We start from the raw sequence: 22,405 nt of genomic DNA on the forward strand, positions 1-22,405 counted from the left end.
GGAGGATCGCATGTCTCGCGTAGGTAAATATCCCGTCGAAGTTCCGGCTGGCGTGCAGGTTTCCGTTGCTGATGGCATCTTCAAAGCCAAGGGCAAGCTCGGTGAGCTGACCGTTCCGGTTTCCCGTCATGTGGAAGTGAAGATCGAAGGCAGCAATGTTTCTGTTGCTCCTCTTGGTCGCCGTTCCCGTGAAAACTGGACCATGTGGGGAACCACCCGCGCTCTGATCGCTAACACGGTCAAGGGTGTGTCGGACGGCTTCACCAAGGGGCTTGAAATTCAGGGTACGGGTTTCCGTGCTGCTGTTCAGGGCTCGAACCTGGTGATGAACCTCGGCTTCTCGCACGATGTTGTCTATCCGATTCCGGAAGGCATCAAGATCACCACTCCGCGTCCGACCGCGATTGTCGTTGAAGGCAACGACAAGCAGCGTGTTGGTCAGGTTGCGCTCGATATTCGCAGCTTCCGCAAGCCTGAGCCTTACAAAGGCAAGGGTGTTCGGTATGAGACCGAGGTTCTGCGTCGTAAGGAAGGTAAGAAGAAGTAATGGCATCGCAGCAAGGATTGCAGGAACGTCGCCGTCAGCGGCTGCGTTTCCAGCTTCGTCGCAAGAGCGGCGGCCGGCCGCGTTTGTCGGTCTTCCGTTCCAGCAAGCATATTCATGCCCAGATCATCGACGATGCCCAGGGTCGTACGCTCGCCAGCGCCTCTACGCTGGAAAAGACGCTTCGCGATGCTGGCAAGACCGGCGCCGATACCTCTGCGGCCACGCTTATCGGCAAGCTGATTGCCGAACGCGGTGTTGCAGCTGGCGTCAAGACCGTCGTGTTCGACCGCGGCTCTTATCTGTATCATGGCCGGGTCAAAGCCCTGGCAGAGGCTGCCCGTGAGGGCGGACTCTCGTTCTAAGGAGGATCACACATGGCACGTGAGCCAAGAGAAGGCGGCCGTGGTGGTCGTGAGCGCGAGCAGGGCGATGATCTGGTCGACAAGCTCGTCACCATCAACCGTGTCGCCAAAGTCGTAAAGGGTGGTCGCCGTTTCGCGTTCGCTGCCCTCGTCGTCGTCGGTGACCAGAAGGGTCGCGTCGGTTACGGAGCAGGTAAAGCCCGTGAAGTTCCCGAAGCAATTCGCAAGGCAACCGAGCGTGCAAAGCGCACGATGATCCGCGTGCCGATGAAGGAGGGTCGTACCCTTCATCACGATACGTTCGGTCACTACGGCGCTGGCAAGGTTGTTGTCCGTGCTGCCGAAGCTGGTACGGGTATCATCGCTGGCGGTCCGATGCGTGCAGTGTTCGAAAGCCTCGGCGTCAATGACGTTGTGGCCAAGAGCCTGGGAACGCGTAACCCGCACAACATGATCAAGGCAACCTTTGCTGCGCTCGAAAAGGCCAGCAGCCCGCGTCATGTTGCTTCCCGTCGTGGCAAGAAGGCTGCGGAACTGTTTGGCAAGCGCGAGCAGGGCCAGACGGAAGCGGAGGTGACAAATGGCTGAGAATGGCAAGACCGTTCAGGTTACGCAGATCGCTTCGGTCATCGGTCGTAAACCGGGCCAGGCTGAGACCATCACCGGTCTTGGTCTGCGTGGAATTGGTTCCACGCGTACGCTGGAGGATACTCCGGCCGTGCGTGGAATGATCCGCAAGGTTGCCCACCTCATCAAGGTGGAGGGTTGAAATGAACCTCAACGAACTGCGCGATAACGAGGGTTCCCGTTATCGCAAGAAGCGTCTTGGACGTGGCATCGGGTCCGGCAAGGGCAAGACGTCAGGTCGTGGCGTCAAGGGTCAGAAGGCCCGTGAGGGCGTGTCGCTCAACGGCTTCGAGGGTGGTCAGCTTCCGCTGTACCGTCGTATGCCGAAGCGTGGCTTCGTGAACATCTTCCGCAAGGAATATGCTCCGGTGAACCTCGGCGCAATCTCCAAGGCCATTGAAAGCGGCAAGCTGGACAAGGCTGCAACCGTCACCGAGGAGACCCTTCGCAAGGCTGGTCTCGTCAACGGAAGCAAGCTGGCCGGTGTCCGTCTCCTGGCCCATGGTGAACTTTCGCATGGTGTGACCATCGAAGTTGCCGGTGCTTCTGCTGCTGCTCTTGCAGCAGTCGAGAAGGCTGGTGGTACCGTCAAGGTACTCGAGACCAAGAAGGAAGCTCAGGCTGAGGCCTGAGTTTTCTTCCCTGGGCTTCGGCCCGGGTTAGGGTTGGATAGTGAACAGCGTCCCGTGCTTATGTGCGGCGACGCTGTTTTCATGAAAGGACAGGTGGATGGCTTCCGCAGCAGAGCAGCTCGCCGCCAATCTCAATATGAGTTCGTTTTCCAAGGCGACCGAACTCAAAAAGCGCATCTGGTTTACTCTGGGCGCGCTGATCGTCTATCGACTTGGCACGTATATTCCGGTTCCGGGTGTCGATGCGACCGTGATGGGGCAGCTTCTTGCCCAGCATCAAGGTGGCATTCTGGGAATGTTCGACATGTTCACCGGTGGTGCGCTCGGGCGTATGACCGTGTTTGCGTTGAACATCATGCCGTATATCAGTGCCTCGATCATCATCCAGCTTCTCTCCACGGCACTTCCGTCCATGGAAGCAATGAAGAAGGAAGGTGAGGCGGGCCGTAAAAAGCTTAACCAGTATACGCGCTATCTTACGGTCTTTATTGCTCTTTTCCAGGCTTACGGCATTGCTGTTGGCCTTGAGAACATGACGGCGCATGGTGCCAATGCTGTGGTGGCCCCTGGAGCGTTCTTCATCGCATCCTGTGTGGTGACGCTTGTTGGCGGCACGATGTTCCTGATGTGGCTGGGTGAGCAAATCACGTCCCGAGGTGTCGGGAACGGGATCTCCCTCATCATCTTTGCAGGCATTGTTGCCAATCTGCCGAACGCTCTGGCCAGCCTTTTCGAACTTGGGCGAACAGGAGCACTTTCACCCATTTTCGTGGTGATTTTCCTTGTTTTGGCAATTGCCGTCATTGGCTTCATTGTCTTCATGGAACAGGCTCAGCGTCGGGTTGTGATCCAGTATCCGAAGCGTCAGGTCGGAAACCGTATCTTTGGCGGTGATTCCACCCACATGCCGCTGAAGGTGAACACTGCAGGCGTCATCCCTCCAATCTTCGCGTCGTCCGTACTCCTGATTCCTGTAACCATTTCCGGTTTCATGAACGGGCATTCGATGCCGGGTTGGCTCTCGGTCCTAGGCCAGCAGTTAGGCCAGGGACAGCCGCTTTACATGCTGTTCTATGCCGCGATGATTCTGTTCTTCTCCTATTTCTATGCGGCGATTACATTCAATCCCGAGGAAACGGCAGAGAACCTGCGCAAGCAGGGCGGCTTCATTCCTGGCATTCGTCCCGGCGCAAGCACGGCTACGTATTTCGACAAAATCCTGTCCCGTCTGACGGCGATCGGTGCGATGTATCTTGTGGTGGTCTGTCTGTTGCCACAGATCCTGATCAGCAAATACAATGTTCCGTTCTATTTTGGCGGCACGAGCCTGATTATTATCGTGTCAGTCACGATTGATACGGTCACACAGATTCAGTCCCATCTGGTGGCGCACCAGTATTCGGGTCTGATCCGCAAGCAACGCAGCCGTGGAAGCCGGGGTGGTGTACAGGGAGGCACAAGACGTCGATGAACATTATTCTTCTTGGCCCTCCCGGGGCAGGAAAGGGCACACAGGCCAAGCGGCTTGAAACCCTTTACGGCTTCAAGCAGATTTCCACTGGCGATATGCTGCGTGCTGAGGTGGCCGCGGGTACGGCAATCGGGAATGAAGCCAAGGCGATCATGGAGAAGGGGCAGTTTGTTCCTGATCCGATCATCGTGACGATGATCCAGAACCGTATCGCACAACCGGATTGCCAGCGCGGATTTATCCTTGATGGCTTCCCCCGGACCGAAAGCCAGGCTGAGGCGCTGGACGCCATGCTGTCTCATCGTAGTCTGACAATCGGTGCGGTCATTCTTCTGGATGTCAACGAAGACGAACTCGTGGACCGTATCGCCAGTCGCAAAGGCGAAGACGGAACGCGGCGTCCGGACGACAATCCCGAGGTTGTTCGCGCGCGTCTTGACGTCTATCGCAAACAGACTGCTCCGATCCTTCCCTATTACGAGAAGGCGGGGCGTCTGCTCCATGTCGATGGCATGAAAGACGTTGAAACCGTTGGCAAAGCGATTGATGCCATCGTGACGGGCGCTGTAAAAAACTGAGTTTCAGAACGATATCACGAAAAAGTGATCTCTATTATTTGACTCAGGTGGGGTGAGCAGTCTATTGCGCGCCCTCGACATAGGTGTAGCCAGACCGTTCGTGCCTCTGCCGGAATCGGTGGGTGACAGGTTTGGCTGCAAGATCATCGACCTGGCCATGGCCGGGGATATAACAGTCTGAGGCGGCTTCAGGCCGCTTCAATGGGAGTAACAGGCGTGGCACGTATTGCCGGCGTAAACATTCCGACCAACAAGCGGGTCGTCATTGCCCTGCGTTATGTCTATGGCATTGGCCCGGCGACAGCGCAGTCCATCTGCAGCAAGCTCGAGATCCCCGATGCCAAGCGCGTCAACGAGCTGTCTGACGATGAGATCGTAAAGATCCGCGAACTGATCGATTCCGAACTGCGCGTCGAAGGCGATCTTCGCCGCGAAACCGCAATGAACATCAAGCGTCTGATGGACCTCGGCTGCTACCGTGGCCTTCGTCACCGTCGTGGCCTGCCGGTCCGCGGTCAGCGTACGCATACCAATGCCCGTACCCGTAAGGGCAAGGCTGTGGCGATTGCTGGCAAGAAGAAGGTTACGCGCTAATCCGCGGCTGATCTCTTCATCGACGTTTTTGCTTAAACTTTTAGGACGACCTCTCTCATGGCGAAGGCCGCTGCTCCGCGTATCCGTAAAAAGGAACGCAAGAATATCATTTCCGGTGTTGCTCACGTGCTCTCCACGTTCAACAACACCATGATCACCATTTCTGACGCACAGGGCAACGCGATTGCCTGGTCGTCGTCGGGTGCGCAGGGCTTTAAAGGCTCCCGTAAGTCCACGCCGTATGCTGCCCAGGTCGCTGCAGAAGATGCCGGCCGCAAGGCGCGCGAGCATGGCATGGAAACGCTTGAGATCGAGGTCTCCGGCCCGGGTTCGGGGCGTGAAAGCGCGCTTCGTGCCCTCCAGGCCGTAGGGTTCAACATTACGTCCATCCGCGACATGACGCCTGTGCCGCACAATGGCTGCCGTCCCCGGAAGCGTCGTCGCGTCTGAGTGATGCTTTGCTGCGTATCGCGTGCGATACGCAGCATCTGTAAGTGATTGCATCTTTTACCGCACCGCTGGTGCGGGCCCAGGTGCCGCCAATTTCCCTTGGCGTGCTTCGTTGTTTGAAAGGCCACGACCTTGGTTCTCCAGAAAAACTGGCAGTCCCTCATCAAGCCGGAGAAGCTTGAAGTCGAGCCCGGACCGGTTGCCTCGCGCATCGCCACTGTCGTGGCCGAGCCTCTGGAACGCGGCTTCGGCATGACGCTCGGTAATGCACTGCGTCGTATTCTCCTGTCGTCGCTGCAGGGTGCTGCCGTGACCGCCATCCAGATCGATGGCGTGCTGCATGAGTTCTCCGCCGTGCCGGGCGTGCGCGAAGACGTCACGGACATCGTCCTGAACGTCAAGCAGCTTGCTCTTCGCATGCATGGTGAAGGCCCCAAGCGCATGATCCTGACGGCCACCGGCCCGGGTGAAGTGACGGCTGGCCAGATCCAGGCAGGGCATGACATCGAGATCATGAATCCCGATCTCGTGATCTGCACGCTCGATGACGGCGTGAAGCTCGGCATGGAATTCACCGTCAATATGGGCAAGGGCTATGTTGCAGCAGCAGCAAACCGCCCGGAAGATGCCCCGATTGGCCTTATTCCCATCGATGCGATCTATTCGCCGGTCCGTCGGGTTTCCTACAAGATCGAGCAGACGCGTGTCGGTCAGGTCACTGACTATGACAAGCTGCTGCTGACGGTAGAGACCAACGGTGCAGTGACGCCGGAAGACAGCCTGGCTCTTGCAGCCCGGATTCTTCAGGATCAGCTGCAGCTGTTCATCAACTTCGATGAGCCGCGTCCGGTCCAGCATGAAGAACCGCAGGATGACCTGCCGTTCAACCGCAATCTTCTTCGCAAGGTTGACGAACTCGAGCTCTCGGTGCGTAGCGCCAACTGCCTCAAGAACGACAACATTGTCTACATTGGCGATCTGGTGCAGAAGTCCGAACAGGAAATGCTCCGTACGCCTAATTTCGGGCGCAAGTCGCTCAACGAGATCAAGGAAGTTCTCACCGGTATGGGGCTGTCGCTCGGCATGAGCGTCCCAGCCTGGCCGCCCGAGAACATCGAGGATCTGGCCAAGCGTCTCGACGAGACGTTCTGAGAACTTTCAAGGTAAGGAAAACTAGCAATGCGTCATGGTGTGAGCGGGCGTAAGCTCAATGTCACCTCTTCTCACCGCGCTGCCATGTTCCGCAACATGGCCGTGGCTCTCATCAAGCACGAGCAGATCACGACGACCCTGCCGAAGGCGAAGGAACTTCGCCCGGTGGTCGAGAAGCTGATCACGCTCGGCAAGCGTGGCGACCTGCACGCCCGTCGTCAGGCTTTCGCGCAGCTGCGTGACGATGCCGTCGTGACGAAGCTGTTCTCGGCTGTTGCCGAGCGTTACAAGGGACGTGCCGGTGGCTACTCCCGCGTTCTGAAAGCTGGTGTGCGTTATGGCGACAATGCCGATATGGCCGTGATCGAACTGGTTGATCGCGATGTCGCTGCCAAGGGCCAAGACAGCGGACCGAAGCAGAACATTGCCGAGGAGCAGGAAGCCGCCTGAGGCTCCTGTTTTTGAAGCATTGAGAAAGGCCGGGGCAGGAATGTCCCGGCCTTTTTTGATTCGTGGTTTATTTGCCACGATGTTGTGTGATATGCAGTCACCACTCTTTGCAGAATCTTTCCTGTCTCTTTCTGAGGCAGTCTGAATTTCCGCTTCCTTACAGGATGCGGTTTCTCCCTTTTTGAAGAATGTTGTGTCGTTCTTCGTGTGGGGTCTGCACAATTCTGAGAAACAGGTCCGAGCACTCTCGTAGGGCCTGCCACGACGCATCGAATATGTATCCCGGCAATGAGGCCCGGATGGGTTCGTGATGCGTCCAGCGTTTGGAGAGCGTTATAATGTCCGAATCTTCCCCTCCGAAACATGGGCTGGCGGAAACCCTTGGAATACCCAGAGCGCTCTTCTGGGCGTTCGTGGGTCAGCTTCTGTTCATGGTCGGCGATGGCGTGGAAGCGGGGTATCTCGATACTTACATGCTGCACCACGGCCATACGCAGGGTTTCGTGAATGAAATGTTCACGTTTTATGGCATCACCGTGATGATCGCGGCCTGGTTCTCCGGGCCTCTGTCAGATCTCATGGGGCCAAAAAAAGTCATGTGGCTTGGCCTCATTTTATGGACTGTCCTTGAAGTCGGGTTCCTGGCTCTGGGGCTGGGGCCGAACAGCGGACCCATGATCCTGCTGTTTTATACGCTGCGAGGGTTTGCCTACCCGCTGTTTGCATACGGTTTCCTTGTCTGGATTGCTGCCGCTACGCCGACAGCCATGCTGGGCTCGGCCGCAGGCTGGTTCTGGTTTTCCTTCTCAGCAGGTCTTCCCACTCTGGGATCGCAGTTTGCACGCTTTGCCATTCCGGAAATTGGCGAACTTCGCACCTTCTGGTGCTCCCTGGGGCTTGTGATCTTGGGTGGTCTTGTTGCGCTGCTGTTCACGCATGAGCCGACAGGCAAGAAGCGCCTTCTTCCAGACCATATTCCGACCAAGGATATTTTCTTCGGTTCCATGAGCATCATGTGGCGTGAGCCGAAGACGTTGATTGCCGGTATCGTCCGCGTGATTGATACTTCTTCGGAATATGCCTTCCTTGCGATCATGCCCGCGTTTTTCGTGGATCATCTTGGCTTCTCCCTTGCCCAGTGGCTTAACCTCCTGTCACTCATTTTCCTGAGCAACATCCTGTTCAACCTCGTCTCGGGCATGGTGGCAGATACGCTGGGACACCGTTTTGTTGTGGCGGTTTTCGGCGGGATCGGTGGCTTTGTGGCCATTCCACTGTTTTATTACGTACCGCTCTGGTTCCCGGGAAATTTCTGGGCCGTGGCTGCGGCAGGGATTTTCTATGGTGCAACGGTGGCTGCTTTCGTGCCGTTGTCGGGCCTGATGCCGCAGATCTGTCCGCGTGAAAAAGCGGCTGCGCTGTCTATCCTTGGTCTGGGTGCCGGGGCATCCACCTGGGTTGGACCGGCGGTTGTTGCCGGGTGTGAAGCGGTCTTTGGTCCGGGCATGCAGTATGTAATCTGGACGTTTGCGGTGATCTATCTTCTGTCCGCCGGAATGACGATGGCTCTGACCATCTCTCCCGAAGCCCGTCGTTACAATGAAGAGGCTGCGCTGCGGGGTGAAGACGCTCCTGCCGTTGGTCACTGAGCAGGACCCTGATTCAGGACATCCCCTGAGTGCTCTGACGATGTAAAAGAAAAGGCAGCCCGTGACCGGGCTGCCTTTTTTACGTTGGGAGCATGTCATGGCAGGGAAAAGGCCTATGAGCGCTGATCTGGAACGCCTGCGGGGAGGGGCGGACACATGCCCCTGCGGAAGCGGGATGGCAGCAAAACTTTCTCGGGTGGCAAGAGAAACGGAAGCACTTGTCAGTGATCTGATGGTGGATCAGCCGCTACTCTGGCTTCTGACCGCATCTTTTATCGGGTTTTTGTTGGGAAAGCGTCTTTTAGGGAAAAATTAAACTTCCGCAGGCGCGTGACGTTACGACATGACCACGAACTCTTGGGCAAGGTACCACCGTCATGCTGCACTACGCGATTGTGTTCTTCATCATTTCCATCATTGCCGGGTTTTTCGGCTTCTCGGGCATTTCTTCGGCTACGGCAGGAATTGCCAAGCTGTTTTTCATTGTCTTCATCGTGCTGGCCGTGCTGGCCATTCTCGCCGGTGTCGCGGGCCTGCATGCCCTGTAAGGGCCTGATTCAGAGCTGAGATTTTCAGGGCTGAAATGAAAAGGGCGGGTGCCGATGGCCCCGCCTTTTTTTTATGCTCTTCAGTTCCCGTTCTTGTCCCTCTGAATGAAGGAGGGAAGAAAAGGATTGTCTGTCTGGAGCGAACCCTTGCTTGGAAGCTGTTGTGTGGTCCAGCCGCCGCCCAGGTCCGTCATGAGTTTGACTTCTGCGAGGAACTGCTGCTGTCGCACGCTGAGCTGGGTTTCCTGATACTGCAGGGCATTCTGTTCGGCCGTGATGACCGTGGTGTAGATCTGCGTTCCGGCGAGATACTCGTTCATGGACACCTGAACGGCGCTTTCTGCGGTTTTGACGGCAGCATTCTGCAACGCAAGCTGCTGGTCGAGATAACGCAGCCCGGACATCTGGTCTTCCGTGTCCTGAAGCGCTGCAAGAACCGTCTGGCGATAGGTGGCAACGGCGTTGTCATAATCGGCTTCCGCGCTGCGCACCGCAGCGGAGCGTGCACCGCCCTGAAAGATCGTCTCGGTTGCAGCCGCACCAAGGCTCCATGTGCGCGTCGCGGCCTGGATCAGCTGCTCGAGAGGATTGCCGCTATAGCCGTAGGAAGCGGAGAGCGTGACCTGCGGGAAGAAGGCGCCGATCTCGTATCCGATCTCCGCATTATACGCTTCCATGTTGCGCTCGGCCTGCGCCACGTCCGGGCGGCGCTGAAGGAGCATGGAGGGCACGGCGACAGGAGCTGCGGGGATCGTCTCGGGGAGGGGAGAGGAGGCGAGACTCAGTTCCGCAGGAGCACGGCCTGTCAGCATGGCGATGGCGTGTTCGTACTGCGCGCGGGAAATATGGGCGTTGGACAGGCTGGCCTGCGTCGATTGCAGCAGGTAGCGGGCCTGAAGGACGCTCGTCGGATCCGCGACACCAGCGTCGAGCTGGTTCTGGAGGATTTCCAGATTGTGACGATACAGATCCACATTGCGTGTATAGAGCGCAATCAGGCTGTCCTGGTAGCGCAGATCAAAATAGTCCTGTGCGAGCTGAAGCTGATAGGACAGTCGCATGTTCGCAACGAGGGCGGCGTCGGCCTGTGTGGCGGCAACCTGCTGCTGGATCTGCCGGCGGATCATGCCCCAGACGTCCACGGTCCAGCTTGCGGACGGGCCAGTGGTCCATGTGTTGGACGTGTAGGACTGGCTGGATGTGTAGGGAATGCCGCTGCTGGCATTCGACGTGCTGCCGCCCTGTGAGTTGCGGTTGAAACTGAATTTTCCGCTCAGGGTCGGAAAGAGCTGCGCGCGGACCGAGTCAATCGTGGCAGCCGCCTTGCGGTACTGCGCCTCATATTCCTTCAGGCTCTGGTTGGACGTTGCTACGCGTTCCTCAAGTTCATTGAGGACGGGATCGTTGAAGATCGTCCACCAGTCTCCCTTGGGCATTTTCGCAAGATCCGGAGCCGCCATCTGCCAGCCCGGCGGCGGAGGCGCCTCCTTGAATTTGGCGGAGATGATGGCTTTCGGGCGATGGTAGTTCGGACCGACCATGCCGCCGATACAGCCGCTCAGGAAAGGCAGGGTCGCCGCCCCCAGCAGGGCAGTGCGCAGGGTGGACTTACGGAGGGCGGGCATCAGGACTGTGTTCCCCGGGCTGAGAGATGGAAAAAGGAAGCGACGTGGGCACGCAGACGGCCCATGGCGCGTCCGAACCGGTCGAGATACAGGAAAATGACGGGTGTGCTGTAGAGGGTCAGCAACTGGCTGACTACCAGACCGCCGAGAATGGCGATCCCAAGCGGTCGCCGGAGTTCGCAGCCATATCCGTTGCCGATGATGAGGGGCACGGCACCGAACGCAGCCGCCAGAGACGTCATCAGGATAGGACGGAAACGCAGATGGCTGGCCTGACGGATGGCGTCTCTGGCCGACAGGCCTTCGCGCTGCGCCACGAGGGCGAAGTCGATCAGCATGATGGCGTTTTTCTTGACGATGCCGATGAGCAGGATCACGCCGATCATAGCCATGAGGGAGAATTCCTCCCCGCAGATCTGAAGTGCCAGAATGGCGCCAACGCCTGCGGACGGCAGTGTCGAAAGGATTGTCAGGGGATGGATCAGGCTCTCATACAGGACGCCCAGCACGATATAGACGGCCGCGAGTGCTGCCAGGATCAGCAGGATTTCGCTGCCGGCGGATTTCTGGAAAGCCGCCGCATTGCCTGCAAACCCGCCGTGAATGTCCGAGGGGACATGCAGCTTCACCATGGCAGCCTGCACGGCATCCACGGCAGTACCAAGCGAAACACCGGGCGCAAGATTGAAGGACACGGTCGTCGCAACGGACTGCCCATCATGGCTGACGGTCAGGGCCGTATTGGTGTTGCGCTGCCGTGAGAGGACGGACAGGGGCACCATGTTGTCCACGCTTGTGGCGACGGCCGCACCGCTCGACGCTGACTTTCCGCCTGCCAGAGCGTTGGCGACGGAGTTCTGATAGGATTGTTCACTCTGTGACAGGGTCGTGACAGCCGTTGTGGCACGCGCGCGGATATTGTTCGATGCCGTACCACCCGCCGCTGTTCCGCCGGAGGTGCTGATCCACATCTGTTGCAGCATCGACGGGTCCTGCCAGTAGCGGGGGGCTGCTTCCATGATGACGCGGTACTGGTTGAGGTTGCCGTAGATAATGGATGCCGCGCGCTGGCCGAATGCGTCATAAAGCGTGTTGGAGATGAGCTGCGGCGTGACGGAATAGCGTGCTTCCGTATCGCGGTTGATGGCGATGTTGATCCCCTGACCGCCCTGTTCGACGTTCGAGGTTACATCCATGAGTTCCGGCAGCTTCGAGAAGGCGGCCGTAATTTTTGGCGTCCATTCGAACAGGTCTTCGGCGGAGGGGCCTTCCAGAGAATACTGGTAGGCGGCGTCGCCGGGGCGGGCACCCGTGCGGACACTGCCGGGCGCCATCAGACGGAGCTGCGCGCCGGGAATGTGAGAGAATCTGCGGGTGAGGCGCTGGATGGTGGTCGCAAGATCGTCCGTACGCTCGGATTTGGGCTTGAGAGCGATGAACATGTTCGCCGAATTGGCCGAACGCCCGCCAACGCCCCCCATAACGCCGACGACATCCCGGTCGGACGCGACGCTTTTCATGGCCTTGACCACGATTTTCTGAAGCGCCTGAAACGAGATCGACTGATCGGCGACCACGCGCCCCATGATCTGCCCGGTATCTTCGGAGGGAAAGAAACCCTTGGGCATCTTCACATACAGCACGCCGGCAAGCACCAGAGTGGCGGGCAGCGACATCGCGATCACGAACTGGTGCCCCAGGGCCCAGTCCAGCGACCTGCCGTAACCCGAAGTGGTGGCGCTGATCATGCGTTCGAGGAAACGGCCTGTCTTCTTCCACGGACCGGGACCGTTATCGTCCGTGTGGGTCAGGAGCTGGGCGCTGATCATGGGCGTCAGCGTCAGGGACAGGAGTAGCGAAATGCAGAGCGTGATGACCATGGTCATCGCGAACTCATGGAACAGGCGCCCGGCTATCCCGCCCATGAGCATGATCGGTGCAAACACCACGATCAGCGAGACCGTGATCGAAACGACCGTGAACGCGACTTCGGTCGTGCCCCTGATGGCGGCATCCTGCCGGTCGTAGCCCATCTCCATGTAGCGGGCGATGTTTTCCAGAACGACGATGGCGTCATCGACCACGAAGCCCGTCGAAATCGTCAGCGCCATCAGCGACATGTTGTCGAGCTGGTATCCCATCAGCGCCATGGCCCCGAAGGTTCCCACGATCGAGACTGGCACCACGATGGCCGGAACCATGATGGCGGACAGGCTGCGCAGGAACAGCAGGACGACGACGACCACGAGCACGACGGCAATGACGAGCGTCTGTTTCGTATCGTCCAGCGAGGCCCGGATTGTCTTGGAGCGGTCGATCAGGATCGAAATGTCGGTATTGCCGGGCAGGGCGGACTGAAGGGCTGGCAGGCGGCCACGGATGCCGTCGATCGTCTTGATGACGTTTGCGCCACCCTGCGAGAAGACCGTGCAGATGATGGCAGCGTTGCCGTTCAGATACCCCGCCTGACGAAGATCTTCGACACTGTTCTTGACGTCCGCGAGATCCGTCAGGCGGACAGGCTGGCTGTTGCGATAGGCGATGACCAGATCGCGGTATTCTTCCGCATCCGTGGCCTGGTCATTGGTGGAGAGCATCATGCGCTCGCCATTGGCATCCAGAAAACCCTTGGGCGTATGGGCGTTGGCGGAGGCAAGGGCGGCCCGCAGATCCTCGAAACCGATCCCGTAATGGAACAGGCGAAGCGGATTGATTTCAACACGTACGGCCGGAAGAGACGCGCCCCGGATCTCCACATCGCCGACGCCCTGGATCTGGCTGAGCTGCGGGATGAGGATGTTGCTTGCGAAATCGTAGAGTTCCTGCGGCGTCCGGGTGCTGGACGACAGGGTCAACGCGAGGATGGGCGGACCGTTGGAGTTCGCCTTCATGTAGGTCGGGTTGCTGCGCAGACTGGTAGGCAGATCCTGCCGCGCGCCCTGCAGGGCCGCCTCCACGTCACGCGCAGCACCGTTGATGTCCCGCGACAGGTCGAACTGAAGGGTGATGCGCGTCTGGTTGACCGTGGATTCCGAGGTCATTTCCGTGACGCCGGATATCGCGCCCAGATGCCGCTCCAGAGGGCCGGCAATCGTGCTCGCGATTTCGGAGGGGGAGCCGCCGGGCTGGTTCGCGGTCACCATGATGACCGGGAAGTCGACGTCCGGCAGATCGGCGACAGGCAGGGCGAAATACCCCATGACGCCGCCGATCACGAGAGCCACCGCCAGCAGCGTCGTGCCAACGGGCCTCAGGACAAAGAGGCGGACCAGATTCACGGAGCGCCTGTGTGAGGGCTGGGGGCCTGGGGCTGCGAAGGCGGGCTGTTGCGGCGGTGACGCTGCATGAAGGCACGCGTTTTCGTTCCCAGCTCATCCATGAACAGATAGATGACGGGCGTGGTGAACAGGGTCAGAAGCTGGGACATCATCAGGCCGAAAACGATGGCCACACCCAGCGGACGCCGCAGTTCGGAGCCGACGCCCGTGCCGATCAGCAGGGGCAGGGCTCCGAACAGGGCGGCCAGTGTGGTCATCAGGATCGGACGGAAGCGAAGCATAGCCGCGCGCTTGATGGATTCAAGCGGCGTATGGCCCTCCAGGCGTTCGGCTTCGAGAGCGAAGTCGATCATCATGATGGCGTTCTTCTTCACAATGCCGATCAGCAGCACGATGCCGATGATGCCCATGATGTCGAGATCCATCCCGAACAGATAGAGCCCGATCAGCGCACCGATGGCGGCGGAAGGCAGGGTGGAGAGGATCGTGATCGGGTGGATATAGCTCTCATAGAGAATACCCAGCACGATATAGACCGCGATCACGGCTGCCATGACCAGCCAGACCTCGTTGGACAGCGACGAGCGGAATGCTGCCGCCGTGCCCTGGAAGGCAGTCTGGAACTCCGGCGGCAGGCCGATCTGCTTTTCCACGCGCTCGATGGCGTTGGTGGCAGCCCCAAGCGAATAACCGCTGGCGACGTTGAACGACACCGTCGTGGCCGGAAACTGGCCGAAATGGCTGATGAGCAGGGGGGCGAGGACATGCGTCATCGTCGTCACCTGCGACAGCGGCACGAGCCCCGATGTCGGCTGGCGCGTCGGACCGGACGTGCTGCCACCGGCCTGCGAGGAAATGCCGGGCAGATAAAGCTGGCTCAGGGAGGTCAGGTCGGTCTGTAGTTTCGGGTCGGCTTCCAGAATGACGCGGTACTGGTTAGACTGCGTATAGATCGTCGTGATCTGACGCTGGCCGTAGCTGTCATACAGGAGATTGTCGACCGTCTGCGGCGTGATTGAGTATCGTGCACCGGTCGGACGGTCGAGCGAAAGCTGGGCGACCAGTCCCTCGGCCTGAAGGTCCGACGTGACATCCCGCAGCGACGGTTCCTTGCGCAAAGCATCCACGAATTTCGGCACCCAGGTCTTGAAGGTGTCGTAATCCGGGTTTTCCAGCATGAACTGGTACTGCGTGGCGGAAATCGAGGAATCCAGAGACAGATCCTGAATCGGCTGGACGTAAAGCTGCGCCCCGATCACCTGATCCCCGACGGAGGACAGGCGCCGCATGATTGCCTCAAGGCTGGACGTGCGCTGTTCACGCGGCTTGAGGTTGATCAGGAAGCGGCCGACATTGAGCGTCATGTTCTGGCCGTCGATGCCCACGAAAGACGAGATGCTGGCGACGTCCGGGTCCTTCAGGATCACGTCTCCAAGGGCGGCCTGACGGTCTTTCATGCCTTCAAAGGAAATGGCCTGCGACATCACGGAGATGCCCTGGATGACGCCGGTGTCCTGCGTCGGGAAAAAGCCTTTGGGGATGGTCCAGGCTAGGACACCGGTCAGGACGATCGTGCCGAGCGTCACCAGAAGGGTCGTGACCCGGAAGCGCAGCACGACATCGAGCCAGCGCCCGTATCCTGCGATCAGGGCGTTGATGCCTCGCTCGGTGCGGTTGGACAGGCGGCTCCAGACCGTATTTTTCGTGGAGGGCGCATGCGTGTCAGACAGCAGGCGCGCGCACATCATCGGCACCAGCGTCAGGGCGACGACAGCGGAAATGATGATGGTGATGGAGAGCGTCATCGCGAATTCATGGAACAGACGCCCGACGACATCCTTCATGAACAGTAGCGGGATCAGCACGGCGATCAGCGAGACCGTCAGCGAGATGATGGTGAAGCCGATCTCGCCCGCACCTTTGAGTGCGGCGGTGTAGCGGTCTTCACCAGCCTCGACGTAACGGGCGATGTTCTCGATCACGACGATGGCGTCATCGACGACGAAGCCGGTCGCGATGGTCAGGGACATCAGCGACAGGTTGTCGAGCGAGAAACCCAACAGATACATCGCCGCCAGCGTGCCGATCAGAGACAGCGGAACGGAAAGGCTGGGAATGATCGTCGCCGGGACATTGCGCAGGAACACGAAAATCACGCCCACGACGAGGAGCATGGCGAGTGCCAGTTCGTATTCCACATCATTGACGGAAGCGCGGATGGTCGTGGTGCGGTCGGTCAGAGGCGTGACGTCGATGCCCGGCGGCAGGTCGAGCTTGAGCTGTGGCAGGACGCGCAGGACGTTGTCCACGACGCCAATGACGTTCGCGCCGGGCTGACGCTGCACGTTCAGGATCAGCGCAGGCGTGCGGTTGGCCCAGGCGGCAAGCTGTGCGTTCTCCGCACCCTCAACGACGGTCGCGATGTCCCGTACGCGGATCGGACCGTTGTTCTGATACGCGATCACCTGGTTCATGAGCTGTGCGACGGACTGGATCTGTCCGTCGATGCGCAGGGAGGTGGAACGCTTGGGACCGTCGAATGTACCGGTCGGGGAGTTGACGTTGACCGTGCTGATGATGGTGCGCAGCGTGTCGATCGCGATGCCGTAGGAGGTCAGCTTCGGGATGTTGACCTGAATCCGGTACGCCTTGCGGTTACCGCCTGACAGGGTGACAAGACCGACGCCGGAAATCTGGCTGATCTTCTGTTCAAGCCGCGTGTTGACGTAATCCTCGACCTCGGGAAGCGGCAGCGTTTTGGACGTGATGCCGAGCGTCAGGACGGGGGTGTCCGCCGGGTTGACCTTCGCATAGATCGGAGGGGCGGGCAGATCGCTCGGCAGCAGGGAGGTGGCATTGTTGATTGCGGCCTGAACTTCCTGCTCGGCCACGTCCATCGACATGTCCAGCCCGAAGCGCAGCGTGACAACCGAAGCGCCACCAGAAGACTGGGACGTCATCTGGTCCAGACCGGCCATCTGGCCGAGCTGGGTTTCCAGCGGCGCGGTGACGGACGTACTCATCACGTCCGGCCCGGCGCCCGGATAGAAAGTCGAGACCGTGATCGTCGGATATTCAACCTGCGGCAGGGCTGAGACGGCCAGAAAATGGTAGCCAAGCAGGCCGCTCAGCAGGATGGCGAACATCAGGAGGCTGGTGGCAACCGGGCGCTCGATGAACAGGCGGGACGGATTCACGGTCTTGATGTTCCCTGTTTGACTGTTCTGGACGTCGGTCAGTGGTTGCCGGTGTCGGCGGGCGAGGACGGGTCGTTCTTCTGCTGGGGCGCATCGGAACTCTGCTGTCCGTCGCGGTGATGACGGTGCTGGCTGGCGCTCTTGTGTTCGGCTTCCGTCGTCTGTGCCGTCGGCGAAGACGTATCGGGGATGGACACTTTCTGGCCGGGGCGCAGATGGCTGACACCATCCGTCACGACACGGTCCCCACTGCTCAGGCCCTTTTCGATCACGGCGTTCGTGCCGTCTGTCGTGCCGACGGTGACGGGCACGACTTCCACGGTCATGTCTGGCTTGACACGGTAGACGAAGCGTCCGTCCGGTCCCGTCTGGAGGGCATTTCCGGGAACGAGCAGGGCATCATGCAGCGTCGTGACCAGAAGATGCGGGTTCACAAACTGGTTCGGGAAGAGGTGCTCGTCCTCGTTCGCGAAGATGCCACGCATCCGGACCGTACCCGTTGCCGTGTCGATCTGGCTGTCGAGGGCCTTGACGGTGCCGGTGGCGATTTTATGGGTGTTATCGCTGTCCCAGGCTTCGACGGACAGTTCGCCGGTCTTGTCCAGATATTTCATGACCTCCTGCAGCTGGTTCTGCGGAACCGTGAAGATTACGGAGATGGGCTGCATCATAGTCAGGATGGTCAGACCGCCGGACTGGCCTGCCGTCACATAGTTGCCGACGTCGAGCACGCGGATACCGACACGGCCTTCGACAGGCGCAATGATGTGACAGTACATCACGTTGAGCTCGGCATTGCGGACATTCGCGCGGTCGAATTCGACCTGACCTTCAAGCTGCTGAACCGTGAATTCCTGATCACGCGCGGTCATGGCGGAGGTCGAGTTCTGTTTGATCAGGCGCTGGTAGCGGGCATTGTCCACGCGGGCCTTCTCAAGCTGCGCCATATCCGCGGCCAGTGTTCCACGATACTGGGAGAGCGTGGCCTCGTAAGGGCGCGGGTCGATCAGTTCGAGCTCATCACCCTTATGAACGTGCTGGCCTTCCTTGTAATAGACGGCCGAGATATGGCCGTTGACGCGCGGCGTGATCGTCACATTCGTGACCGGGACGACCGTTCCGAGTTCCTGAAAAACTACGGGCATGTCGCCGGTATGGGCGGTCGCGACGGCGACGGGCTGCACGTTTCCGTCAGCCGCGGTGCTGTGGCCATGCTTGTGGGTTGCGCCATGAGGGCGGAAAATCGCGAAAAGGATCAGAAGAGCGATCAGGAGAACAGCGCCCCAGAGGATCCAGCGCCGACGACGGGACCGTGCGGGAGGGGGCGAGGACTGGGCGGTGCTGTTCGTAAGGCGGTCGCTGGAGCTGGCCGTCTGCTGATCCATGGTGGTTCTGTCTTTCCGCATAGCAGAGCGCGGGGCTCTCAGGCGACGAAGTTATGTGTTTTCCTGCTTATACGGCAGGAGGCCAGCGCCTGCCATGACGCGACCTTAAATCCTGTTCAGTTTTGGCAATGAAAATCAAAATGACCGGAAATGATACTTTTCGTTACATTACTGGTCATGACCATTCCATGGGGCTTGTCTCTTTTCCGCGCAGGGATCATATCGGGTTGGAACCGGATGTCTGTGTTGTGCGTTTGCATTGAGGACAGGTTAATCCGGACAGAGGAGAACAAAATGGCCGACACAACTGAAACGAAGGTCGAAGGCCTTGTGGATGACGCCAAGGGCAAGCTCAAGGACGGTTTTGGTGGCTTGACCGGCGATGCGAAGCTTCAGGCCGAGGGCAAGTTTGACCAGCTTTCCGGCATGGCGCAGCAGGAATTCGCTGATCTGTACGACGAAGGCGAAACCAAGCTCGAAGCCGCAACGGCGTTTGTGCAGGATCGCCCGCTGATCTCGCTGGTGATCGCAACAGTCGTCGGAATGATCGTCGGCGGTCTGCTGTTTGGTCGCAAAAGCGACTGAGGCGCCACAGGCGTTTCGACCATAGGGACGTCTTTGTGCTAGAAGCCTTCCGGAGTAATCCGGGAGGCTTTTTTCATGGAATGGTTTTACGACAACAACGGGCAACAGGCCGGTCCAGTCTCCCGTGAGGAAATCCTGCGCCTGATCATGCAGCGGCAGATCAAGCCCGAAACGCTCGTCTGGACGCCGGAATTCGGATCAACATGGCGCCCTGCCAGCGCGGCGGGGCTTGTCTCTCCACTGACAGGGCTTCTGCGGATGTCTTCGGGAAGTTCGGAACACTGGGCCTGGGTGCTTCTGGTCGGACCATGGCTGATCCAGCGCCTCACGCTGCTGATTCTGGACCTGCGCCAGATTCCGGACAGCGGCCGGGTGGGAACGATTTCTGTCGTCGGGATGATGTCGCTGATCCTGTTTTTTGTTTCCTTCATGCTGGACCGGACGTCCATTCGTGAAAGCGGAAAGACGCCGCCGGGCTTCTGGTGGTGGCTGTTTCTGCCGGGATATTTCTGGAAACGCCGCCAGATCGTTGGTCGGGGGCTCTCGCTGCTGATCGTCAGTCTCGTCCTTTTGACGGTCAATGTGACGGAAAAAATCTATCAGTTCCCTCAGATCGAGAAAGAGATTCAGATGCGACACGGGCAGATGGATCAGCCCGCTCCATCGCCTCCGTCAGCGTCCGGTCAGGACAGCCAGCAGGAAGACCTCTGACGCTTGGGGTAAAGAGTCTTTCTCACCACACTTGACATATTAAACTTAGAACTCATGCATTTTTGGGGTTCCCTTTCGAGTCGCCATGATTCACAACCGATTCGGTCACCTGATTTCGCGGTGATCTGTCGGGGAGACACTCAGAAATGCCGGATTACGCCCTGGAAGCTGCCCATGGGGGGCTGGTCGTCGGGATCGACGAAGTCGGGCGTGGTCCTCTGGCAGGGCCGGTCGTAGCCTCCGCCGTGGCATTTACGGCGCCGCCGTCTGAAACCCTGTCTGCCCTTCTCGATGATTCCAAGAAACTGACGGCCCGGCGCCGGATGCTCGCCTATGAGGCCCTGATGGCCGACGAACAGGTGCTGATCGGCATTGGCGCGGCATCCGTTCTGGAAATCGAGCAGATCAATATCGCCCAGGCCTGCTACCTGGCCATGCGCCGGGCGCTGTCCCGGCTCGGCCGGGTGCCGGACCTTGCCCTCGTGGACGGCAAACACGCCCCGAAACTGCCCTGTCCCATCAAAATGGTGATCGGTGGCGACGGGATCAGCCTGTCCATTGCCGCAGCCTCCATCATCGCCAAGGTAACGCGCGACCGCCTGATGGCGCGCCTGGCCATGCGCCACGATGCCTATGGCTGGGAGCGCAATGCGGGTTACGGCACGGCCGCGCACATGCAGGGCCTGAAGCTCCGGGGGGTGACACCCCATCACAGGCGCGGGTTCGCGCCAATACGAAACATGATTGAAGCAGAGGCACACGCAGCATGAGCGGTGAATTTCCCGTCGACCAGATCCTGCGTGGAGAATGCATCGAAATGATGAAGACGCTGCCGGACGGGAGCGTGGACTGCATTTTCGCTGATCCGCCGTACAACCTTCAGCTGCGCGGCGAGCTGCGTCGTCCGGACGAAACCGTCGTGGATGGCGTGGATGACGACTGGGACAAGTTTGCGGATTACGCGACCTACGACAACTTCACGCGCGAATGGCTGAGCGAAGCGCGCCGGATCCTGCACAAGGACGGCACAATCTGGGTCATCGGTTCCTATCACAACGTCTTCCGGCTTGGCGCGATCATGCAGGATCTGGGCTTCTGGATCCTGAACGATATCGTCTGGCGCAAGTCCAACCCGATGCCGAATTTTCGTGGACGGCGCTTCACGAACGCGCATGAGACGCTGATCTGGGCGGCGCGTGGTCCGCAGAGCAAATATCGTTTCAACTATCAGGCCATGAAGGCCCTGAACGACGATCTTCAGATGCGCTCGGACTGGTATCTGCCGCTGTGCACAGGCAACGAGCGCCTGAAGAACGAACACGGCCTGAAACTGCACCCGACGCAGAAGCCGGAAAGTCTGCTGCATCGCGTTCTGGTGGCTTCGACCAATGCCAATGATGTGGTGTTGGATCCGTTCTGCGGAAGCGGGACCACCCCGGCAATGGCCAAGCGGCTGGGGCGTCATTACATCGCCATCGAACGCCATCCGGATTACGTCAAGGCCGCCCGGGAGCGCGTGGCGCGCGAAGAACGCCTGACGTCCGAACAGCTTGCGACCACGCCGGCCCGGCGCGAAATGCCGCGTATTCCGTTTGGAAGTTTCGTGGAGACGGGCATTCTGCCAGCAGGAACCGTGCTCTACGACCGGCAGAAGCGTCTGAAAGCAACCGTGACCCCGGATGGTACGCTCGTATCGGGCAACCAGCGCGGCTCCATCCACAAGCTGGGCGCGGGCCTGACGGGCGCTCCGTCCTGCAATGGCTGGACATTCTGGTATTTCGAGCGTGACGGCCAGTTCGTTCAGATCGACGTCCTGCGTCAGGAAAGTCAGGCGCTGCGCAACGTCGGCTGACACCGGACGACAGCGCGCATAAAAAAAGCCGGAGAGTTACTCTCCGGCTTTTTTCGTCTCTGGATCAGATGAGGCTAGTGACCTGCGAAGCCGAGGAAGCCGATTGAAGGATCCGCTTTTCCGCCACTCGCGTCAAAATGCGGGGATGCTGCGACAGCAGAATGTTTCGGCGTGACAGACTTTCCACCAATCGTCAGATGGCCGCTGCCGTTTTTCATTTCAACGCCCTGATCGGAAACGCTGTTCTCGATCTTCCCGTCGGGATTATAGGTCCGCATCGACAGCAGCAGGAACATGATGTCCTTGCGGTTCAGGTCGATGGCCATGTCCAGCGGTGTCTGGTCCAAAACATTGTGCCCGCCCATGTCGGCGCCACGGTTGAGCGCTTCTTTCGCTGCGTTGAGGGAGCCGCGGTTGATCGCATCGAACAGGGCTGTGGTCGGGTTCACATCGGCGCGGGCATGACCGGCGTCGTCGTCGGAGGCTTCTGCTCCCGGAAGGGCGGAAGGCGGCGCGGCGCGCTGGGCGGCCTTGCGGGCTTCGGCTTTCTTCTGATTGGCCTCGGCTTCCTGTTCAGCCTCGGCGTCGTCGGCATCCTGAGCCTGGGCGTGGTGCCAGGGTACGAGAATCGTCGGCGTCATTGCCAGAGCGGCAACGAGCAGCAGGCGGGGCAGGGTGGGGAGCAGTCGCATAAAACCAATATACTGTGATC

Annotated in this window: 23 protein-coding genes; 18 read left to right on the forward strand and 5 right to left on the reverse strand. The window is 59.4% G+C overall.

Features of this window, described 5'->3' with window-relative positions; translation table 11 throughout:
* Positions 1 to 10 precede the first annotated feature (10 nt).
* From rplF to HK22_RS06580, 14 genes are all read left to right on the forward strand, one after another.
* Positions 11 to 547, forward strand: a complete 537-nt coding sequence (gene rplF / locus HK22_RS06515) for a 50S ribosomal protein L6 (RefSeq protein WP_062029308.1) — start codon at positions 11 to 13, stop codon at positions 545 to 547.
* On the forward strand, positions 547 to 909 hold the full coding sequence (gene rplR / locus HK22_RS06520; RefSeq protein ID WP_062029310.1) for a 50S ribosomal protein L18: 363 nt from the start codon (positions 547 to 549) through the stop codon (positions 907 to 909). Before rplF ends, rplR begins: the two co-directional genes overlap by 1 nt.
* Positions 910 to 921: 12 nt before the next feature.
* Positions 922 to 1,497 (forward strand): 30S ribosomal protein S5, encoded by a 576-nt coding sequence (gene rpsE / locus HK22_RS06525; protein ID WP_011251949.1) that lies wholly within the window; start codon positions 922 to 924, stop codon positions 1,495 to 1,497.
* Positions 1,490 to 1,678, forward strand: a complete 189-nt coding sequence (gene rpmD / locus HK22_RS06530) for a 50S ribosomal protein L30 (protein ID WP_011251948.1) — start codon at positions 1,490 to 1,492, stop codon at positions 1,676 to 1,678. Before rpsE ends, rpmD begins: the two co-directional genes overlap by 8 nt.
* 1 nt (position 1,679) lies before the next feature.
* Complete coding sequence (gene rplO / locus HK22_RS06535) at positions 1,680 to 2,168, forward strand: 50S ribosomal protein L15 (RefSeq protein ID WP_062110051.1); 489 nt, start codon at positions 1,680 to 1,682, stop codon at positions 2,166 to 2,168.
* 97 nt (positions 2,169 to 2,265) lie between these two features.
* Positions 2,266 to 3,639: a preprotein translocase subunit SecY gene (secY, locus tag HK22_RS06540; RefSeq protein WP_062029314.1), complete on the forward strand. Its 1,374-nt coding sequence runs from the start codon at positions 2,266 to 2,268 to the stop codon at positions 3,637 to 3,639.
* Entirely contained in the window at positions 3,636 to 4,217 is a 582-nt protein-coding gene (locus HK22_RS06545) for an adenylate kinase (protein WP_086648727.1), read from the forward strand. Before secY ends, HK22_RS06545 begins: the two co-directional genes overlap by 4 nt.
* 216 nt (positions 4,218 to 4,433) lie before the next feature.
* Entirely contained in the window at positions 4,434 to 4,811 is a 378-nt protein-coding gene (gene rpsM, locus HK22_RS06550; RefSeq protein ID WP_062029339.1) for a 30S ribosomal protein S13, read from the forward strand.
* A gap of 57 nt (positions 4,812 to 4,868) precedes the next feature.
* The gene (gene rpsK / locus HK22_RS06555; protein ID WP_011251943.1) at positions 4,869 to 5,261 is read left to right on the forward strand and encodes a 30S ribosomal protein S11; all 393 of its coding nucleotides are present in this window, start codon (positions 4,869 to 4,871) and stop codon (positions 5,259 to 5,261) included.
* Positions 5,262 to 5,393: 132 nt separating this feature from the next.
* On the forward strand, positions 5,394 to 6,413 hold the full coding sequence (locus HK22_RS06560; RefSeq protein WP_011251942.1) for a DNA-directed RNA polymerase subunit alpha: 1,020 nt from the start codon (positions 5,394 to 5,396) through the stop codon (positions 6,411 to 6,413).
* A 27-nt stretch (positions 6,414 to 6,440) separates the two neighbouring features.
* Positions 6,441 to 6,863: a 50S ribosomal protein L17 gene (rplQ, locus tag HK22_RS06565; protein ID WP_086648728.1), complete on the forward strand. Its 423-nt coding sequence runs from the start codon at positions 6,441 to 6,443 to the stop codon at positions 6,861 to 6,863.
* 338 nt (positions 6,864 to 7,201) lie between these two features.
* Positions 7,202 to 8,512, forward strand: a complete 1,311-nt coding sequence (locus tag HK22_RS06570; RefSeq protein WP_062029319.1) for an MFS transporter — start codon at positions 7,202 to 7,204, stop codon at positions 8,510 to 8,512.
* 115 nt (positions 8,513 to 8,627) lie between these two features.
* The gene (locus HK22_RS06575; protein WP_086648729.1) at positions 8,628 to 8,828 is read left to right on the forward strand and encodes a hypothetical protein; all 201 of its coding nucleotides are present in this window, start codon (positions 8,628 to 8,630) and stop codon (positions 8,826 to 8,828) included.
* A 61-nt stretch (positions 8,829 to 8,889) separates the two neighbouring features.
* Positions 8,890 to 9,060 carry a DUF1328 domain-containing protein gene (locus HK22_RS06580; protein ID WP_077803141.1) on the forward strand — a complete coding sequence of 57 codons (171 nt, stop codon included), beginning with the start codon at positions 8,890 to 8,892 and terminating at the stop codon, positions 9,058 to 9,060.
* Between the two features lie 80 nt (positions 9,061 to 9,140).
* On the opposite strand, the gene HK22_RS06585 is transcribed toward HK22_RS06580, so the two are convergent.
* The 4 genes from HK22_RS06585 to HK22_RS06600 are packed head-to-tail and all read right to left on the reverse strand — an operon-like array spanning position 9,141 to position 18,545.
* The gene (locus tag HK22_RS06585; RefSeq protein WP_086648730.1) at positions 9,141 to 10,685 is read right to left on the reverse strand and encodes an efflux transporter outer membrane subunit; all 1,545 of its coding nucleotides are present in this window, start codon (positions 10,683 to 10,685) and stop codon (positions 9,141 to 9,143) included.
* Complete coding sequence (locus tag HK22_RS06590; RefSeq protein ID WP_086648731.1) at positions 10,685 to 13,963, reverse strand: efflux RND transporter permease subunit; 3,279 nt, start codon at positions 13,961 to 13,963, stop codon at positions 10,685 to 10,687. The genes HK22_RS06585 and HK22_RS06590 overlap by 1 nt, the downstream gene beginning before the upstream one ends.
* Positions 13,960 to 17,160, reverse strand: a complete 3,201-nt coding sequence (locus HK22_RS06595) for an efflux RND transporter permease subunit (protein WP_086648732.1) — start codon at positions 17,158 to 17,160, stop codon at positions 13,960 to 13,962. Before HK22_RS06595 ends, HK22_RS06590 begins: the two co-directional genes overlap by 4 nt.
* A 38-nt stretch (positions 17,161 to 17,198) precedes the next feature.
* Positions 17,199 to 18,545 carry an efflux RND transporter periplasmic adaptor subunit gene (locus HK22_RS06600; protein ID WP_086648733.1) on the reverse strand — a complete coding sequence of 449 codons (1,347 nt, stop codon included), beginning with the start codon at positions 18,543 to 18,545 and terminating at the stop codon, positions 17,199 to 17,201.
* 294 nt (positions 18,546 to 18,839) lie between these two features.
* Here HK22_RS06600 and HK22_RS06605 point away from each other — a divergent pair, with 294 nt between their 5' ends.
* From HK22_RS06605 to HK22_RS06620, 4 genes are all read left to right on the forward strand, one after another.
* Complete coding sequence (locus HK22_RS06605) at positions 18,840 to 19,130, forward strand: CsbD family protein (protein WP_062029330.1); 291 nt, start codon at positions 18,840 to 18,842, stop codon at positions 19,128 to 19,130.
* A 75-nt stretch (positions 19,131 to 19,205) separates the two neighbouring features.
* Positions 19,206 to 19,841, forward strand: coding sequence for a DUF4339 domain-containing protein (locus tag HK22_RS06610; protein WP_062110070.1), 636 nt, complete (start codon positions 19,206 to 19,208; stop codon positions 19,839 to 19,841).
* A gap of 146 nt (positions 19,842 to 19,987) precedes the next feature.
* On the forward strand, positions 19,988 to 20,611 hold the full coding sequence (locus HK22_RS06615) for a ribonuclease HII (RefSeq protein WP_062033276.1): 624 nt from the start codon (positions 19,988 to 19,990) through the stop codon (positions 20,609 to 20,611).
* On the forward strand, positions 20,608 to 21,693 hold the full coding sequence (locus tag HK22_RS06620) for a site-specific DNA-methyltransferase (protein WP_086648734.1): 1,086 nt from the start codon (positions 20,608 to 20,610) through the stop codon (positions 21,691 to 21,693). Before HK22_RS06615 ends, HK22_RS06620 begins: the two co-directional genes overlap by 4 nt.
* A 74-nt stretch (positions 21,694 to 21,767) precedes the next feature.
* Here HK22_RS06620 and HK22_RS06625 read toward each other — a convergent pair whose 3' ends face one another.
* Complete coding sequence (locus HK22_RS06625; protein ID WP_062110073.1) at positions 21,768 to 22,385, reverse strand: ankyrin repeat domain-containing protein; 618 nt, start codon at positions 22,383 to 22,385, stop codon at positions 21,768 to 21,770.
* Positions 22,386 to 22,405: the final 20 nt, after the last annotated feature.

This window comes from Gluconobacter sp. DsW_056 (assembly GCF_002153595.1).
GTDB classification, from domain to species: Bacteria; Pseudomonadota; Alphaproteobacteria; order Acetobacterales; family Acetobacteraceae; genus Gluconobacter; species Gluconobacter albidus.